This is a genomic window from Lapidilactobacillus gannanensis (genome assembly GCF_003946675.1).
Lineage (GTDB): Bacteria > Bacillota > Bacilli > Lactobacillales > Lactobacillaceae > Lapidilactobacillus > Lapidilactobacillus gannanensis.
On the sequence record NZ_RHOT01000001.1, the window covers coordinates 124,415 to 144,136 of the forward strand.

12 protein-coding genes are annotated in these 19,722 nt (G+C 39.0%); 2 read left to right on the forward strand and 10 right to left on the reverse strand.

Annotation, left to right across the window (positions count from 1 at the left end):
- Positions 1 to 36: 36 nt before the first annotated feature.
- From EKM81_RS00580 to EKM81_RS00625, 10 genes are all read right to left on the reverse strand, one after another.
- A complete protein-coding gene (locus EKM81_RS00580) occupies positions 37 to 1,278 on the reverse strand; it encodes a sugar ABC transporter substrate-binding protein (protein ID WP_125646822.1) in 1,242 nt (413 codons plus the stop codon).
- Positions 1,279 to 1,400: 122 nt separating this feature from the next.
- Positions 1,401 to 4,541 (reverse strand): GH36-type glycosyl hydrolase domain-containing protein, encoded by a 3,141-nt coding sequence (locus EKM81_RS00585; protein ID WP_125646825.1) that lies wholly within the window; start codon positions 4,539 to 4,541, stop codon positions 1,401 to 1,403.
- 30 nt (positions 4,542 to 4,571) lie between these two features.
- Positions 4,572 to 6,725: a beta-glucosidase BglX gene (gene bglX, locus EKM81_RS00590; protein WP_125646827.1), complete on the reverse strand. Its 2,154-nt coding sequence runs from the start codon at positions 6,723 to 6,725 to the stop codon at positions 4,572 to 4,574.
- A gap of 34 nt (positions 6,726 to 6,759) precedes the next feature.
- Complete coding sequence (locus EKM81_RS00595; protein WP_125646830.1) at positions 6,760 to 7,593, reverse strand: endonuclease/exonuclease/phosphatase family protein; 834 nt, start codon at positions 7,591 to 7,593, stop codon at positions 6,760 to 6,762.
- 660 nt (positions 7,594 to 8,253) lie between these two features.
- Positions 8,254 to 10,581 (reverse strand): glycosyl hydrolase family 65 protein, encoded by a 2,328-nt coding sequence (locus EKM81_RS00600; RefSeq protein WP_125646833.1) that lies wholly within the window; start codon positions 10,579 to 10,581, stop codon positions 8,254 to 8,256.
- A gap of 175 nt (positions 10,582 to 10,756) precedes the next feature.
- Positions 10,757 to 11,803 (reverse strand): glycoside hydrolase family 18 protein, encoded by a 1,047-nt coding sequence (locus tag EKM81_RS00605; RefSeq protein ID WP_164509136.1) that lies wholly within the window; start codon positions 11,801 to 11,803, stop codon positions 10,757 to 10,759.
- A gap of 326 nt (positions 11,804 to 12,129) precedes the next feature.
- On the reverse strand, positions 12,130 to 13,782 hold the full coding sequence (locus EKM81_RS00610) for a type 2 periplasmic-binding domain-containing protein (RefSeq protein ID WP_125646839.1): 1,653 nt from the start codon (positions 13,780 to 13,782) through the stop codon (positions 12,130 to 12,132).
- Between the two features lie 25 nt (positions 13,783 to 13,807).
- Positions 13,808 to 14,731 (reverse strand): carbohydrate ABC transporter permease, encoded by a 924-nt coding sequence (locus EKM81_RS00615; protein WP_125646842.1) that lies wholly within the window; start codon positions 14,729 to 14,731, stop codon positions 13,808 to 13,810.
- 14 nt (positions 14,732 to 14,745) lie between these two features.
- Positions 14,746 to 15,699 carry an ABC transporter permease gene (locus EKM81_RS00620; RefSeq protein WP_125646845.1) on the reverse strand — a complete coding sequence of 318 codons (954 nt, stop codon included), beginning with the start codon at positions 15,697 to 15,699 and terminating at the stop codon, positions 14,746 to 14,748.
- Between the two features lie 15 nt (positions 15,700 to 15,714).
- On the reverse strand, positions 15,715 to 17,091 hold the full coding sequence (locus tag EKM81_RS00625) for an alpha-L-fucosidase (protein WP_164509137.1): 1,377 nt from the start codon (positions 17,089 to 17,091) through the stop codon (positions 15,715 to 15,717).
- Between the two features lie 179 nt (positions 17,092 to 17,270).
- Between EKM81_RS00625 and EKM81_RS00630 the strand changes: the two genes are divergently transcribed.
- Both EKM81_RS00630 and EKM81_RS00635 read left to right on the forward strand, forming a co-directional pair.
- Entirely contained in the window at positions 17,271 to 17,723 is a 453-nt protein-coding gene (locus EKM81_RS00630) for a hypothetical protein (protein ID WP_125646851.1), read from the forward strand.
- A 14-nt stretch (positions 17,724 to 17,737) separates the two neighbouring features.
- The gene (locus EKM81_RS00635; RefSeq protein WP_125646854.1) at positions 17,738 to 19,714 is read left to right on the forward strand and encodes an alpha-amylase family protein; all 1,977 of its coding nucleotides are present in this window, start codon (positions 17,738 to 17,740) and stop codon (positions 19,712 to 19,714) included.
- Positions 19,715 to 19,722: the final 8 nt, after the last annotated feature.

Below are 19,722 nucleotides of genomic sequence, written 5' to 3' on the forward strand. Positions count from 1 at the left end.
AAACGTCCCATTGTTTCCAACGGGACGATGTCATTGCTATTTGTTAATTAATTCTTCTGTTTGAGTATTGAAAGTATCCATTGTCTTTTGAACATCCGCATTGTTTAATGCAATCTGTTCCCAAGCCTTCAAATAATTTTGACCAATTTGATCCCATTGCTTAATTAAAGGCATTGGTTCTGAATTATTTAATTGCTTGCGGAATACTTGAATCCGTGAATCGCTAAGAGACTCGTCTTGCCAAGCAGCTTTCAAGGTTGGCATTGAATCACTATTCTTGTAATACTTCAATTGATTTTCTTTCTTAGACATGAACTTAACAAATTTGATGGCATTCTTTTTATTCTTAGTGTAATTGAAGACGGCTAAATCACCACCACCGGTACTTGACATATTGCTGACTTTACCTTTAGGCAATTCAGCAACACCCCATTGACTATCTTTCAGGCCAGCATCGTTTTTAATACTTGACATCATCCATGGTCCAGAGATAAACATTGGCACAGGGCCATTACCGCCAAATGATTGACCAATTGATAACTTAGTATCTTGCTTTGGTGAAGCACCATTCTTGGTAAATTTATTAAGATATTCTAGTGAATCGACCATTGCTTTTTTGTTAAATTGTGGTTTGTCATTTTTCAGTAAAGTGGCACCGTTTTGCCGAGCAAACATAAAACCAAAAGTTGGTTCAGCACCATCAACGTTGAATCCGTACATATTCTTACCACGTTTTGACAACTTAGTAGCGGCATCATAAAGCTCGTCCCAAGTCTTAGGGGCTTGATTATAGCCAACACTCTTCAGTAAATCTTTCCGATAATAAAGAACTCGTGTTTCAACATACCAAGGTAAACCATAATATTTACCATTGAATTTAGTTGTATTTTCAGAACCTGTAAAGAATTTATCTGGTGCAATACTGCTATCACTCTTAACAGTGTCAGTAATATCCATCAATGTCTTAGAACCTACAAAGTTAGGCATTTGTGTTGTCCCAACAACTAATACATCAGGGCCCGTCTTCGATGCAGCAGCTGTTAATAACTTGTCGTTGTATTGACTCCAAGGAATACTTTGAATCTTAACCTTAACCCCAGTTTTTTTAGTGAACTCATTAGCGATTGGTTTAACAGCAGTATCAGCGTCACCACCATACCAAAATGTTAATGTATCATTTGCCTTCGACGAAGATTTAGATGAGTTATTGCCACAAGATGCTAATAAAATTGCACTTGCTGCAACAGCAGCCAAACCTAGAATTTTCTTGAAATGCATTTTATATCCTCCTCTTAATACAATCTATCGAAACGTTTCTAAAATTTATTATACGCATTTTGCAACCGATTTCAATAGTGTTTACTAATTAATTTAAAATGAATTGCTGAAATGCCTTGATTTCAACGGCTAATTGTTGTCCTAACGCCTGATGCAAAACTTATTTTTTTCGAAAAAGCTTCTTGGTTAAACGTTTTTTTTGAGGAAACATTAAAAATATCATTTAACATCGCACCAATATAAATTCCAGGCCCGCTACTATATAAACGCCAGCCACCCTTAACTTGTACGGTCTGTGATCTCAGTCGCTCAAACTCATTTTGTGCTTGATAACGATCACTGAAATCTGCATCAGAACTAGAAAAATAGGTATTGGCTTGGCGAAGCGCTGCATTTTCGACCCGATCTTGTAATTTAATTGGATTCACGAGGTTTAGTAATTGCCAAGCAGTCGCGCGATCACCATGTGTGGCAATAGCTTCCGCATAGCGAATATGAGCATGAACGTATAACAAACCAATCTCCCGACCAAAATTAGCAGCTTGTTCCGCACGTTTGAAAATAACACTTGTCCCGCCATGATATGTCGACGGTTTATTCATTAAACGAACACCATCTGGGAATAAAAGATGTTTTTTAATTAACGCCAATGCTTGATCTGCTTTTTCATCAGTCAAGATACCGCTTAAAACTCCTTGTGATAATGGCAATAGACGATAATCAATCCCCGTAATACCATCATTAGGATGAATTAATGGTGTCACTTGATGTTGCGAATTCATGCGAATGAAACCAGGTAATACTTGATCTTGCTCGAAATATTTATCGAAATCAATTTTCATTTTAGTTGCTAAATCAGCAGTCAAATTAACTAAGTCTTGATTACTAGTAAATGCTGCCTGACCTTTACGCATCGTTTCGATGGTTAACTCTTCTGTCCATGTGCTGGCCATAACCTTTTTTTGCTTGGGGTCTGCTGGCTGTAAAGTGTCATCCCAGTCACCATCACCATACGCAGAAACATAGGTATCGAATAGAAAATGATCTTTAATATACGCGATTTGCTTTTTAATATGATCTGCCAAAGTAACTTTTTCAGCCGTAAACTTTTTCTCGGTTAATGACATATATGGCAAAGGTTCCGTCAGAATGGCCTGATCATCAGTGGCCAATAAATAATCAGCCACCACTTTTAAAGGCCAAACAATGACATCGCCATGGCTTTCATCGGCAAATTGATCGCGGTACTCATCAAACATAAACCACTGTGGCCAATTACCATTTTCAACGAACTGGTGACTATATAATTTAAGAATAATCTGGCGAACTTGCTGATAATGCCCTGTTGCTAAGAAAAATTCAGTTGGTCCTTGAGAAAGATCACGAGTTCCCCAAGCGGCGCCACCATATTGTTCTAGACCATGTGGTGACAATAAATGAACTAATGCATCATGGGCAAACCAACGCATAATGATATTTGTTTGCGCAATTTCATCTTGCTGCTGGCTATCTTCTGAACTCAATTCAAAATGATGCAGTAAATGCTCCGTATAGGCCGCATGATCTTGTCGAATTTGATTAAGATTCATCGGGACAATTGTTGCCCCTTTCAAACCCGTCATAATCTCAAAACTTGAAGTTGCTTGGTAAACTGCTACTAATTGTTGTGTAGGTTCGTATTGGCCTTTCCCTAAAAGCAACGATTCATCACCTAGGGTCAATGTCTTACCTTGATATTCATGATAATCAAATTGATAACCTAACTTAGCTACTCGTTCTGCCATTAGCGTATCGGCTGCTGGCGTAATACTTACTTTAGATTGATTGGTCGAAATCTGAGGGGTGTCACCTAATGTGGCAGTATCTAACTGTGCGGTTACCAAAAGATCGTATTTTTTAGCTTTAAGTGAATGCCAACGTAAATTAATTTGTTGATGTTGACTATCCGCATCGCTACTGACAATCAGAACATCATCAGCCAGTTTGTAATACCAGTCAGCTCCGTTATAATTCATCACATATGCAGAAGGTAGCCCCAGTAATCGATATTGATCAGCGATCTTTAAATAAATTCGTGTCCCGGTAACTTTAAACAAATTATATGGATCACGTACATTCGTTTCAAGAATATTCATATTAGTGTTACCGAAAACGATATGCGATTGGAAAATGCCAGACATAAATTGCGTTGCCGCTAATAATGGTGTTCCCGGATTAATTGTTCGCCCGGCCAAAATAATATTGCCTGTTTGCCGCTGCTGGCGAATTTCCTTACTTGGCAATACAACATGCGCATTATTTGACGTAAAGAATGAAAGCACCTGATCATCCTGGGTTTCTACCTGACTTTGGACTGGGAACATTTTTTGACATTCTGCAGTTGTTAATTCAGCCCCAGCCAACGGTTTCCCAATAGTTACGGCTGGTTGTGTCATCACTAGTAACTTAGTTGGTACCACTTCTTGGGCACAAGCAGTTTGATAGGCTTGTCTTACAGTCTGGTTTGAGACTAATAAGGTCTGGTTTGCATTGGGCTGATCTGACTTAAAAGCGGCATAAAATACTGTTTCACTGACGTTCGGACCCACAGTAATTAATTTAGTTCTTAGGGCCGTTAAACCCATTTCATATTGATAATTCTTATTAGCCAAATTCAATTGTTTCATTGCTTCTGGTTCATTAGTTTGTCGATAGCTAGTGCCGAAGAACTGAATACCATCGGTTGAAAAACTACTCAGTTCCCCTAATGAACCCTCTTGCAAATATGGATAACCATTTTGCTGCATTTGATTTTGACGAGTCGCAATATCAATGGCATGGTCTTGACGACTGATGAAATGATCTAGATATTGTGAGGCATAGGCTTCATTACTGGCAACAAATCCTTCTTCACCTAATCCCAAATCTTGAACATAAGTTAAGTCAGCAATACATTCATGGACACTCGTTAATTTTATCTGCCAAAACCAGGCGTCGTCAGCAAGTAACAGCTTAACAACATAGTCAACCTGTTGAAAATTACCTTGCCACACAACTGTATTAGTACTGTATTTAACTTTATTATTGGCCTGTGGTCCCATCAAGGGCTGATAGTCCCAGCTTTCAGTTGTTGCTGATTTTATCCGTAAATAAATATTATTTAAACTACCATCTAAAGCATTACCTTTGACTTGATTAACCATAATGCCATCATCAATGATTTGGCTAATCGCACCGTTTTGTAATAAGGTTACTTTTAATTTATTTTGTTCTAACTGGGGCATTATATTCCTCTTTTCTACAGATTATAACTACTATTCCAGCGTAAATGGCACTGTTATCAGATTAGCTGAATCTAGACCTACTAATAAACTATATTGTCCAGCATCAACTTGTTTACTTAAATCAAGATGAATATTCGCTAAGCGCGAACAAGGAATAGTTAATGTGAACGTCTTAGATTCATTTCCATTTAAAGAAACTTTCTCAAAATCAATTAGACTTTCAACTGGTCGAACAGTTTCAGCAACATTTTGATGTGCGTAAGTCTCAATAACTGTCTTGCCAGCGACTGCTGAATGATTAGTTAAAGTAACTTTTACTTGTAACTGATCGGTTGTCGCAATAGTTGTTGCAGCAAGTTTGACTGAATCAATCATAATTTCAGCATAACTTAAGCCAAAGCCAAACGGATATAGTGGTGAGTTTAGTTCATCAATATACTTCGATTGGTATTTATTTTCGGCATCTTCAGGTGTATTGGTAATTGGGCGACCAGTACGATAATGGTTGTAATAAATCGGCACTTGGCCAACTGAACGTGGAAAGGTCATCGGTAATTTACCGCTTGGATTAACTTGTCCCAGTAAAATTCGGCTGACAGCATTAGCTCCCTTAGAACCAGGGAACCATGCAAATAAAATGGCATCTGACAACGCCGTAACTTCCGTTAAGTCCAGCGGTCGACCAGCAATGATTACACTAACAATCGGTTTGTTAAGCTTGGCTAATTCATGGAGGAGCTGCAATTGCTCTGCCGGTAATTTAATATCAGTTAAGCTAGTTGCCTCGCCGCTTTCTGAGCTCGGTAAGCCCCACACTGCAACAATCACGTCCTGTTGACGAGCAATGTTGATTGCATTCTTCATATCGGCAAGATTAATGGCTCGATAGTGACTTCCCATTGCGTATTTAAGATGGGGCATCTGGGCTGTCAGTGCTTCACGAATCGTGGTGGTCTCATCAGTTCGTCCCTGCCATGACCAGCTTCCCAGCAAATCACCTGTGTCTGCCACGGGTCCAATCAAGGCAACATTGGTTGTATTAGTCAAGGGCAATACATGTCCTTGATTTTTCAATAATACGACAGACTCTTCAGCAGCCGTTTGGGCAGCTTTTAAATTCTCGCTAGTTTTAATTTCATTATGCTCACGTACTTCACTCACACCACGATAAGGATCATCAAACAAACCAAGCTGATCTTTTAATTCAAGAATGCGTTGAGTTGACTCATCAATTAACTCGGCAGTTTTGGCATCAAGACTAGCAGCCTTTTGTAAATACTTAGAGTATGCAAAAGCCATCATATCAATATCAACGCCGGCTTTTAAAGCCAAATCAGCAGCAGTTTGTAAATCCCCAGCCACACTATGATTTATTAATTCCGCAATGGCATCCCAGTCAGAAATTAAAACCCCATCAAACTTAAGTTCCTTCCGCAAGATATCACGCATTAAATGCTGATTAGCCGTAGCCGGAACGCCAAAAAGTGTATTGAAGGAAGTCATAACTAATAATGCTTGTGCATCAATTGCCGCTTGGTAAGCTGGTAAGTATTGTTCTCTAAAACGCCATTCAGAAATATCGACTGTATTATATTCGCGACCTGCTTCTGGTGCACCATAACCTGCAAAATGTTTTACACATGCAGCAACATGGCGATTATCCAAATTCTCACCTTGAAATCCCCGAACACTAGCAGCTGCCATTACTGAGTTCAAGTATGGATCCTCACCGGTAGACTCCATGACCCGACCCCAGCGAGGATCACGCACTAAATCAACCATTGGTGCAAAAGTTACATGGATGCCACCAGCTGCGGATTCTTGAGCAGCAACTTGCGAAGCTATTTTCATCGTTTCTGGATTAAAACTTGCTCCCAAAGCTAAGGGAATTGGAAAGATTGTTTGGTAACCATGGACCACATCGGCCATAAACATTAAAGGAATCTTTAATCGACTGTTAGCCAAGTAATCATGCTGAATTTTTCGAACTTGGCTAGCCCCAGAAATACCTAAGACAGAGCCCACTGTATAAACTGTCTTCAAAGTCAGTTTTGACGCCTTCATTGGCCCTGTAATTACCGCTTGACCATCTTGGAAAAAATCGGCACTTAATTGAATTAATTGACCAATTTTTTCTTCAATCGTCATCTGTTGCATTAATTTTTGTACTTTTTCTGAACTCACACTAAAACCCACTCTCTAACATTAAGTGAAACGTTTATTTTTTTAATTCCAAATCGGCAACAAGTGGCAAGTGATCTGATGCTGTCGATTGTATCGTCCATACCTTATTAATTTTAATATTCGGACTCACAATAATATTGTCAATCGAGTTCACCTGAACTGCTGGATCAATACCAATAAATGTATCTCGCCAAACGCCATGATACCCATTAGCTAAAACAAGCTCTGGTTGAAAAATTTGCCAATCTGTTGTATTTAGATCCGCATTAAAATCACCAGTAATAATTTTATAAGGCGTTGAATCAGCTAAGACAGCCCGACGCAATTGCTTCATTTGACTACGTCGCAACTCTGCTGATTCGAAACTTAAATGCGTATTATAAAATGCAATCAGCTGATGAGCCACACTTAACAATGTTCGTTGGTATGCTCTTGGTTCAATCATTGCTAAACCATATTGATCAAATAAATCATTCCGATACTGCACTGTTTCGGGTTGTGACGCATTAATATTAGCGTAAGCAGATATTAATTCAGCTTCATGAACTTTCCCTAATTTGCCATTATCATAGTGCCAATTATCCATTTGCTGAAACGGCAATTGGCTAACAATCGCGTTACCATAACTTCCGCCACCAAACGGACTAGCTTCACCAAAGGCATGATTTGGAAATGAATCAAAATAATCCAAAGTATTATAACAAGTTCCTGAGAAACGATGATTCCGCCAATTAATTTCCTGCAAACCGGCAATATCAATCTCCTCTTCAACCAATAACCTTGCTTGAGCAACGCTTTTACTTTGCTGGGACATACAGCTTAAATTATAGCTAGCAACGCGTAATTGATTTTCTGCTTTCTCTAACACCGTGTTAAGTCACTCCAATCTTCTCAGGACAAAATTACTAGCAAGTCCAAATATATTTAGCTAATTTACACTAAAACTGTTAATCGAAACGTTTCGATTAACAGTATATAGCGTTTCCATTTAGAAATCAATTGCTTTTCCTAAAATTTGAATTTATTTGCTGCAGATATCTTCAAATAGCCATTAATTTATATGGTTAAAACACACTTTGACGTAAATCTGTAATTACCAATTTTTTATTATGTGGACAGCTTCTCCTAAACAACTTCATATGACATTCTAGTTGAAGCCATCATCCTTTCTTCTTAATATCCATCAATATTTCCCTTAGGCAGCCATCTCCCAAGTTTAAATTCATTCTATCCCTTACGTAATCACTTAGACTCACTCTTTCTTTAAATCAAATAGCAAGTTAATATCTCAATGTAATTGAAATTTTATTTGATCCTTTATGTACATACATTTTCTTACCTTATCATCATGCAATTTGGAACTATGTAAATTTGTTGGGTAACAACTACACTCCCTTATGAAAAATCAATTTTAATATTATTGACCGAGCTAAAAAAGACTAAATCATGGCAAAGCCATTCTTTAGTCTTTTACAGTTAACATTTTCTATCTTAAAATACTCAGTAAGAATACTGTGTATCTCAAAATTCAATATCTACAAGTTATCGTTTTATATCCTGGTATTTCGACTATATTCCCCTTATCTTGGATGATTGAAATTGCTGCTTTACCGGAATTATTGATCACTATTTCCTGATCCGTGATTTCAAAATAAATTTTCTCGCCGCGCCAGAAAATTGGGAAAGTTAACTTGGTCCATTCTTTCGGTAAGTGGGGGGCTAATTTCAGCAGACCATCTTCAATTTGCACGCCAGCAAATCCTTGGACAACTGAATTCCAAATTTGGGCCATGGCGGCAGCATGGATGCCCACGTCGGATGCCTTGGGATTGTCATTCAAATCAACCAAGCCGGCTTGATGAAACAAGTCATAGGCCTGCGCTGCTTGATTATTGCGCGCCCGAACAATCGCATAGCTGCCGTATGATAACGACGAGTCGTGTTGCGTGCGGGCCTCATAATAATCGATATTGGTCGTGACTGATTTCTGCGTGAAGTATTTACGAAAAGCCTGTAATAGCAGTACCACATCAGCTTGTTTACAAATCTGATATTGATTCACGGTGTCAATACTCATATCGCGTAACAAGTGATCACCAGCCGGATTTTGAAATTGCGAAGTATTGAAGTCAGGCAATCTTAAAAAAGTATCATTCTCAGGCAAAATATTATCTTCGTTGACTTTAGGCAAATAAAAATTAGCAGTAATGCGTTCCAAATCCGCTTGAAGTTGAGTCAAATTGAAATCTTGATCAAAACGCGCATAAGCAACTGGATTATTTTTTAGATTAAAAATCCACTGGAGGGCACTATCCATATTGTAGAAGGCCATGTAATTGGTGTAGGCATTGTTATCAACGTGCTCCTTGTACTCATCCGGGCCAATCACATCCAAGATTTCATAACGCCGTCGCTGCTGATCATAACGCACCCGGCTCGTCCAAAAGTGGGCGGTGTCAAATAGAATTTCTAAACCATGGGTCATAAAATAATCATCGTCTTCTGGCAAACCAGCACAATACTGCATTAATGTATAAGCGACATCTGCCGTAATATGCACTTCGATTTCACCGGTCCAAATGCGCGACGGTTTCCCAGTATCAATGTTGAAGCTGGCCCATTTCGGCGTGGTCTCACCATGATTGACATCCGCTGATTCCCAAGGATATTGCGCACCACGATAGCCGTTCGTCACGGCGTTACGCCGACTAGCTGGCAATTGCTGATAGCGATAATTGATCAGATGGCGTGCGATTTTAGGAAACTCATACTGGAAATAAGGGAAAATAAACATATCCGTATCCCAAAAAGCATGGCCTTTATAACCTTCGCCAGATAAGCCTTTAGCGGCAATACTGGTCAGATCATCATTACTGGCAGTCATCACGTGTAAATGATAGCGGCCGAAATTAAGTAACAGCTGATCCAGTGAGTTAGTACTGGTGATTTCAATGGGAACGACTTGCCAAACTTCCTTCTTCCAAGCACGACTATTTAGCAACCGGTTCTTCTGATAACCATTATCTTTTCCGGCTCTGGCCACATGACGCGCACGATGGGATAAGCTTTCAGGATCATGATAAATTGCGTCACGGTCGCGGGAAGTCGTAATTGCAGAATAAGTCTCGAAGGAAAACGTCTGATCTTTGGCCAAAGCAAACTCATAAATTTTATCAATGCGCCGGCGATCAACTGAGGCCGTCACTTTTTCTGGATCCTGACTCATGGTGTTCAACTGATAAATCACCGCATCCAAATTCTTATCTAACCCCGAAAAGCGATAAGATAGCCCATCATCCTTTTCATGACGCTGCTGCCCATCGGCGAAATATTGCGTGCCATGATTGCCGACTTGACCATTGATCGAAGTTGTATACGTTAAGGTCGTTGCCTGAGCCGGAGTTATTTTAATCTGGGCAGCAATCAAATGCTTCTCAGCAAAGGACACGAAGCGCCGAAATTCTAGATGGTACTTCTGCCCAGCCAGCTCCCAATCAACTTTACGAACACACTCACCATTACTAAGATTCAAATAACGCTTATAGTGACTCAGCTTCCCCCGCGTCAAATCAAATAAATGTCCATCCAGATTAATTTCATTACCAACAATATCTGGAAAATTAGGCAGCTCTGGCACGGTACTGCCACTAGCCGACTGGAAAGTCCCATTAACAAATAAGCCCCGCACTTGATCAGGATAAGTTTCCTCGTGAGTTGCACGTAACCCAAGATAACCATTCCCCATACAAAAAATTGATTCAAATTTTTGTTGGTGATCCACATCAAAGAAACGTTCATAAACTTTATTTTCACTGCCAGAACTATACGCTAATAAACGGTTAATATTCTTCATCATTAAGTCTTCCCCCCAGAAGCATGATTTATTGATAAATAAAAAATGACAACAAAATACTCATCGTCGAAAATAACTAATTCATAATGAGTATATTGTTATCATTTAATCAATGTCAAAACATCAAGCCCAAATACGACAACTACTTGTCTAGGCCTTTTATTGCGGACAAAATATTTCAAGTATTATCTTTTTCGACAAACTCCTGAGCAGCCGCAGTAAGCAAAGTTTGACTAGGATCTAGCGAATATTCCCAGAACATCAAACCTCGTAAATTATTTTCCAACACATATTTTGCTTTGGCGCTCATAGAACGAGGATTATCAAATGACGAAAATTGTGAACCGTTAAAATAATACGGCGCTTGCGCCTGATCATCCCAAAAGAAATTTTCTGGTTCTGATGCCAATAACGGTTGTAAGTCAACATAATTAGTTGCTTGAGTTCCATACGTGCTGGCTGTCGCGCCAACAGGATTGCTGACTTGCGGATCAAAACCAAACCAATCGCGGCTGTAAAAACCAGCACCAATCACAATTTTCGTTGGACTAACACCGTTGCGTACTAGTCGATCAACTGTGTCTGCAACACTTAATTGACCTGTCGAAGTTGCGTATGAATATAAATTAGTATGATGACCAGCCTGTTTAGTCCAACTACCACGCATATCGTAAGTCATAACATTTAAATAATCGAGATAATCAACATATTGATAATCAGTCGTTGGACTCATGGTTACTAATAAGTTTTGTGCAGCACCAACTGCAGCCGTTAGCCGATAATAACGATGATCTTGTTGTCCAAAAAGAGTTAATTTAGCTCGTAATAATTGAACCAATAATAAAAAATTTTGTGCATCCGCACTACTGGCTTTAATACCAGCCAAATCCATCCCCGGATATTCCCAATCTAAATCTATCCCATCAAAATCATACTCGCGCATATATGCCACTAAATTATCAACGAAAATTTGCCGATGATGATCAGTACTAACCGCATCAGAGAAACCATCAACACTCCAGCCACCAATACTGATACAAGTTTTCAAGTGTGGATAAGTCCTCTTCAAATTATTAATTAATTGAATCTTTTTCAATTTAGGAATAATTTTTAATCCGGCTATCTTACCAAACGCATAATTGATACAAGTTAACTTGTCAGCAGCGATATCTTCCTGCTGCCAAGGTCGATTATCATCCAAATAAGCAATTAATTCCGGTCTCACTACAAACACTCCCTTTACCAAAGTTGAAGTCAAATTAAACCAATTGATGCCTCACTATCAATTTTTAAACGTCCTCAAAGAAAATCATTTGCTGACTACTGACCTAAAATATCGTCTGTGACAAAAGGCAGTTAATCAGTGTTCATTGACGTAAAATAGCGAACAATTCGTCAGAATTGCTCGCTATTTTTGTGCTAAGCGGAATCAACTGTTTTGGAGAACTTAAAAATATTAATACCACAGTCGATATTTTCAGCCTTAACTTTCTCACAATACTACTAAGTTAATTAAAACTAAGAAATCACTCACTAAACGCTTAGCTAATATTACTTAGCTGCCTTCCAACGATCATAAGCTGCTTGATAAACTTTGACGTACTGTTTAACATTCATGCCCTCAATCGTTTTAACATATTTATCCCAGTCAGATAATGGTGTGACACCGGTAATGAATTTTGCTTCTGATTGAGTGACATAAGTCTTTAAATCATTTGCAGTCGCATCAATTGAATTTTGTTCTGACTTTTTCAGATAAATTAATGGGAATGGCACTTTACCATAAGGATCAATCTTTTCTTTTGTCTCTTGATTAACAAACTTAGTGAAATCATCAATGGCAGGTGCATCAGCTGAACTTCTAATCATATAGTTTGTATTTTCAGTACCTGAAAGTTCTGGTAGTGTTAAGCCATATGCTGGTGTCATCTTCGCACGTTTGTCTTCAACGTTATCGGCATTTACACCTGATGCATAAACTTTGACATTCTTGCCTTCTTTGTTCTTAGCATTAACCCAAATCTTACCTGCTGGTCCCTTGGTTAGATAGAAGTCACCGGCCTCTGTGTAGAAGTAGTCAACCCAGCGTAATGAAGCAGCTGGTGATGGATTTTCTTTAGTGATTGAGAAGTTACCACGACTAATTCTTGGATTCAAAGGTACTACGGCCTTCTTAGAAACTGAACTTGTCAATGGTTGCCACATTGGATCATTGATTGCTTCAGTAGTAGAACGTCCTGTAGTGAAGTATGAATAATAGTCTTGGAAGACACCTAAACGATCAGCAGAACCCTTGGCCTTCTTTTGGTCGTTAGATTGTGAGAAAGTATCCTTATCTAACAATCCTTCGGCATATAACTTATGCATGTAAGTCAAGTAAGCTTTGTATTGATTACTAATTGGTGTATAGAAAACTTTATCCCCATCATTTTGCACATCATTACTCAATAGGCCAAAGATGGACATCAGCCATGGCCGAGTGGTATCGAGCTTTACGTCACTTAAAGGAATTTCATCGGCTTTACCGTTGCCATTAGGATCCTCAGTCTTAAAGCGCTTTAATAAATCATAAAATTCATCAGCAGTTTTAGGTAATTCCTTAACACCTAATTTTTGTAACCATTCACCGTTATACCATAATGGTCCCAGATACCAAGCTGAATTAGCACCACGTTGAATCATTGGTAAGCTATAAATATGACCATCTGGTGCGGTAATTGACTTCTTAATACTCGGATCTTCTTTCATCAACTTATTAAAGTTAGGTGCGTATTTAGGAATTAATTTCTCAAGTGGCACCAATAATCCTTGGGAACCATACGTAACTTCATTAGCAGCGGTTAAATTATCTTTACCTGCAGCGAAAATAATATCTGGTAAATCCTGTGAAGCAAAGGCCAAATTTAATTTGGTACCAAAATCGCTTTGCGGTGGTGTATTGAATTTAAAATTCACGTTAGTCTTTTTAGCATAATCTTGTAAGACTGACATATCTTTCCACTCGGCCTCACCAACATTTGGTGCCATTAAAGTCAATTTCAATTTATCTTTGACAATTGGAAAACCGGTTGTTTCAACTGTAACTTTGCCATTTCCTTCAGTACTAGCGGTGCTAGAATCTTTCGCTTTATTACCACAAGCAGTCAAAGTCAAAACTGCTAAAGTCATGATACTGACATTTCTAATAATTTTTGATAAATGCATGGTAATGCTCCTCTCCAATAGTTACTTAACCCTTCAATGAACCGATTAAAACACCCTTAACAAAGAAACGCTGTAAAAATGGATAAACAATAATAACTGGTAATGATGATACAATCATGACACCATACTTGATAATTGCGGCCAAGGCACTCTTATTGTAAGCTGCTTCAGCTGCACTTGCAGTTACGCCACCTCCTGTTGCGGCACTTTGTTGCAGATCCTGTAACACCAAAATCTGTCGTAAAACCATTTGTAATGGATATAGCGCCTTATTTTGTAAATAAACTAATGCACTAAAGTATGAATTCCAAATACCAACCCCATAAAACAGAGCCATTACGGCAATAATCGGTGCTGATAATGGTAAAACAATGCGGAAGAAAATTTGAAAATCTGAAGCACCATCGATCTTAGCTGCTTCCTGCATTTCCCAAGGCACACTACTCTGGAAGAACGAACGCGTCACAATAATGTTATAAACAGATACTGCCCCTGGTAACAAGATAGCCCAAACAGTATTAACCATTCCCAATGCCCGAACCAATAAGTATGTCGGAATAAGTCCCCCATTTAAGAACATGGTGATCAACATAAATGTCGTAAACCACTTCTTACCGGAAAAATCTGGCCGTGATAATGCATACGCACAAGGAATCGTTAGAATCAAACTAATAGCTGTCCCAGCAAAGGTATAGAAAATTGTCATCCCATAACCTCGCCAAATGTCTTTGTACTTCAGAATGACCTCGTAGCCTTTCCACGTAACACCCTTGGGCAATAACCACATTTCACCAGAATTTACTAGCTGAGGGTCACTGATAGATGCACTGATAATATAAATCAGTGGGTATAGCACGATTACCACAGCAAGAATGATGAAGATATCGAGGACAATTTTAAAGATTCGGTCAGCCCGAGTGTCTTTAATCAAATGATTAGTATTGGTCATTATTTATTCTCCTCTCACCATAAACTGTTATCAGAAACTTTAGAAGCAATCCAATTAACTACAATTAACAAAACTGCATTAATAATTGAATTGAACAGACCGACTGCAGCTGCATAGCTATACTGACCATTAATCAAACCTTGACTATAAACAAATGTTGCAATCACGTTGGATGATGACATATTCAGTGGGTTTTGTAATAGCAAAATCTTCTCATAGCCCATTGAGAATAAACTACCAACATTCAAAATTAATAGAATAACCATGGTTGGTACAATTGCCGGTAAGTTAATATGCCAAATTCGTTGAACTTTGGAAGCACCATCAACGATTGCGGCTTCGTGTAATGCCGGATCAACTCCAGCCAAGGCAGCTAAATAAATAACCGAGCCCCAACCAGTACCTTGCCAAACACTTGAAAGCACATAAACTGTCTTGAACCATTTAGGATCGGACATAAAAGCAATTGGCTTAACGCCAAAGATACCCAATAGATGATTTAAAATACCTGTGGATGGATCCAGAAAGGCAATCAACATCCCACCAAGTACAACAATTGAAATGAAATTAGGTGCATAGGTCACGGTTTGGGCAAATTTTTTCCAAAAGCCATCCTTCATTTCATTCAAAGCCAAGGCCAGAATAATTGGTAACGGAAAACCAACAACCAAGCCATAAATCTGGATGCCTAAAGTATTACGAATTAAGTCCCAAAAATAATATGAATTAAAAAATTGGTTGAAATATTTCATTCCCACCCAAGGTGAACCCCAAATACCAAGTGTTGGCACATAATCTTTGAACGCGATTAAAATACCATACATTGGAAAATACGAAAAAATTAATAAAGTCAGAAAAGCTGGTAAAATCAATACATATAATTGCCAGTTTTCTTTGAGACGTCGTGCTGAAAATAACGGCGCTTTTTTCCGCTTAGTCGGCAAAACAGCTTCAGCATTAGCGGCCATGTTTACATCTCCTCCTTACTTACTTTTTTTGCAAATAATACCTGGAAATAATTGTTGCCGTAGCTTGCCTGGCAATCGCACAAATTTCTGAGAACCATTTTGGAAAGGTAATTGTTCCCCGCTGCCCAGTAACGCCACCTGCGAAATTTGCTTTGGAAAACCAAAATACTCTAAATTCAAATACTGGGCAGGTACTTTCTTACGTGGGAATAAATAATAATGATCCGCGTCTTCAGTTAACAACCACCCTAATTGCTGTGCTTTTTTAAATAATTTGGCGCCAACGCCAGTAGTACCGTAGATTCCTTGACCGTTAATTTGTAACCAAGCGCCTAATTGTTGCAATAGTTTTGTTGCCTGTGGCTCAATTGAACCATCTGGCTTGGGGCCAACACCTAGCACGATATTGCCACCCAAACTGGCAACCTTGAGTACATCGAGAATAATCGTGCGAATTGACTTAAAATCCGCATGTGGCACATAACCCCAATCATTCGACAAGGGAACATTGCTCTCCCACGGCATCACCGGTAATTTATCCGGCGTGGGAATTTGGCGCTCTGGCGTTACATAGTTTTCATAACGGCCGCCTAAAGTACGATCAACAACTAATAAATCAGGCTGTTGCGCGCGAATCTCAGGCATTAGTTCATCAAAATTAAGTGGTTCATCTGGACCGTTGACCCAACCAGCATCCAACCACAACATACCCAAAGATCCATAATTGTGAGTTATTTCTAACAATTGCTGATCGACAAATTTAACAAACTGTTGCCATCGCTGAGGATCAGTCGTTGGTTGATAATCTGCATGGCGACTTTTAGGTTTACCATCTGGTCGCCAATATGCTGGATAGTGCCAGTCGGCTTTAGAATAGTACGCTCCTGGAGTAATTCCTTCTTGTCGCATCGCAGCAGTAAAACTACCAAATAAATCAGCGCGCGGTTGTTGTGCATAAGGAAATTTAGGATTGGTTATTTTAAAATCACTGTACTTAGTATCATATAAAGTAAAACCATCATGATGCTTAGTTGTAAATATGGCATACTGAATACCTGCCTGCTTAAATAAACGAGCCCATTGATCGGGATTATAGTGCACGGGATTAAATTGCTGAGCTAATCCCCAATAATCTTTTTTTAGTTGTGACATATTGGGACGAAATGGATGTTTGCCACGAGCCCAAGTATCTTCATCAGATAATTGCCATGACTCCACGATTCCAGCAACACTATATAACCCCCAATGGATCAGGACACCGATCTTTTGTTGATTAAACCGTCGCCAACTTTTTTGTAAAGAGTCATATTCGGGATAACCTTCAAAGTCAGTTGGCGTCCAAGCGATATTCTTAGCTGATTCAATATCAGCACGCTTATCATCAGTTGTCATCTTGCTCCTCCTCTCTGACAGGCAAAATCGTACCATCAAAAAATAGCGCTTTCAATATGTGATATTTGCAGTATGTAAATCTTGCTCCATGGTTGTTGTAGCAATGAATAGATGCTATGCTTTAGGAAAATGTAAGCGTTATATTTACATAGATAAATCATTATCGGAGGTGTTACGCTATGCACAAAAAGGGCAAAATAATGATGACTTGCTTAATCGGTGTCATTTTGATCTTTGGTATTTTTTTCTATTTCAATAATCGTCAGCTCACTTTTAACGACCAAGAACGTGCTGCCGGTACCCAAGTAAAAACGGTTCTAAATAAAAACATTTCGGCAATCAATGCCGGCGATTTATCAGCCTATCTGGCGACAATCACACCTGATAAACGTCGACAAACAAAAAAAGAACTTGGGCAAGACCTCCAACGTCAAAAAACTCAAGTCACTTTAAAAAGTTTTAAATTGCAAAAGGTCAAGAACGAGCATGCCTTAGCTAAGGTCTCGCAGTTGCAAGTAAATCAACGTACACAGAAAAAACAAATCATCGAAACAAATGTTGAATTCACTAAAGATGGTCAGAGTTGGTTTATTAACAAATCTATTCTTTACAACATTATGGATATTAAGTAGATGGGAGTGCACTGATGATTGAACGTCAAATTCACTTAGATTTTCACACTAGTCCCGAAATTAACGATGTTGCTCAAGACTTTAACGCCACTGAATTTGGGCGTTACTTTGCCGAAATGCAGGTTGATTCGGTTACTGTATTTGCTAGGGACCATCATGGCTGGTTATTTTATCAATCAAAGCACGATCCAAAAGCCATGCATCCCCACAATGCCCATCCTAATCTTTTATCTGAACAAATTGATGCGCTCCACCAATTTCATCTTCGGGCGCCAATTTATACCACGGTTCAATGGGATCATCGGATTGCTCAAGAACATCCTGAATGGCTTTGCCGTGCAGCAAACGGCCAGCATATTAATAATCAGGACGTTCCTCAACCAAATTTCTATGATTTTCTCTGCTTAGCCTCCCCTTATCAGCAATTTCTTTTAGACCATGTTCAAGATATTATTGATTCGATTGGAAAACAACGAATCGATGGCTTCTTCTTTGATATTGTTAACAATGTGCCTTGTACTTGCCCTTATTGTCAAAAAAGAATGGCCGCTAATCAACTTGACTGGCACAAAACCAGTGATTGTTTACAAAATTGTGCCGATGTCCTAGCGGCATTTAAAGATACCGTCACCGCCTTGATCAAGTCACAGTTACCAGCTGCTACAATCTTTTTCAATTCCTCTCATGTCGGCCCTGATATTCGCCGAACACTTGCTGATTACTCACAATTAGAAATTGAGAGTTTACCAAATGGTGCTTGGGGATATGATAATTTTAGTCGAGTTGCTCGTTACGCTCGAACCTTAGGTAAGCCGTATTTAGGAATGACTGGTAAATTCCATACTTATTGGGGAGATTTTCATTCGCTAAAAAGACCTGCAGCTCTAGAATATGAATGCTACCAAATGGTCTCATTAGGCGCGGGCTGTTCAATTGGCGATCAACTACTTCCCAGCGGTCGTCTCCTTAAAGGAACAAGCAAATTAATTACCCCAGTTTATCAGCGATTGGCCAAAATTAGCGAAGTTTTACCTACAACTAAGCCAATTACGCCGATTGCAATTCTAAGTGCAGAACAAGCTTTAGTGACACCAGCAACTAACGAAGAATCACTAACCGGTGCGGTTCGCCTGTTAGAAACCTTACATCAACAATTTAATATTATTGACCAAATTGCTGACTTCACTCCCTATACTTTAATTATTATTCCTGATCGACTTGCTTCTTTTAGTGACAATTTAATTGCTAAATTAACAACATTTGTGGCTAATGGTGGGTTCATATTGGCCAGTGATCAAGCGTTAGTTGAAAACCAGCTCAGCTCAATACTAGGGGTCAATTCATTAGGCCCTGCTTCTTGGGACCGCGACTTCATTATTCCCAACCAAACTTATGGTAAAGCCTTAGTGCCTGAAGAATATGTGATGTATGAGACTGGAACTAAAGTTGAAGCAACGACAGCTAGCGCCGAATTACAAACGAAACGGCCCTACTTTAATCGTCATGGTCATACTTTTACGTCACACCAACACGCCCCTAGCAACGGACAAGACGGCTGCCCAGCTCTTTGGCGCACGCCCCAAACGCTATATTTCACCCACCCAATTTTTCATATGTATTACGATTATGCGCCTGACTGGATTTTAGCAATCTTTCAGGACGCCCTGACGGCACTAATACCGTCATACCTTATTCAAACTGATCTACCAAATAATCTTAGAATTGAACTACGACAGGCCGATAACGGTGATCTGTATTTACACTTATTAAACTATTGGCTACAAAAAACTGGAAAATATACTTATTCCGTTGAACCAGGCAGTAACTGTTTGATTGGTGATTTACGGCTACCACAAAAGTTGATCAATAAAAACATAACAACAATTAAAAATTTAGAAACTGACCAAAGCTATTCTTTCGTACAGGACAATCAAAAATTGACTTTAAAATTAACGGAGGTGAATCCATATCAAATCATTCTTTGCCGGTGATTTGATAT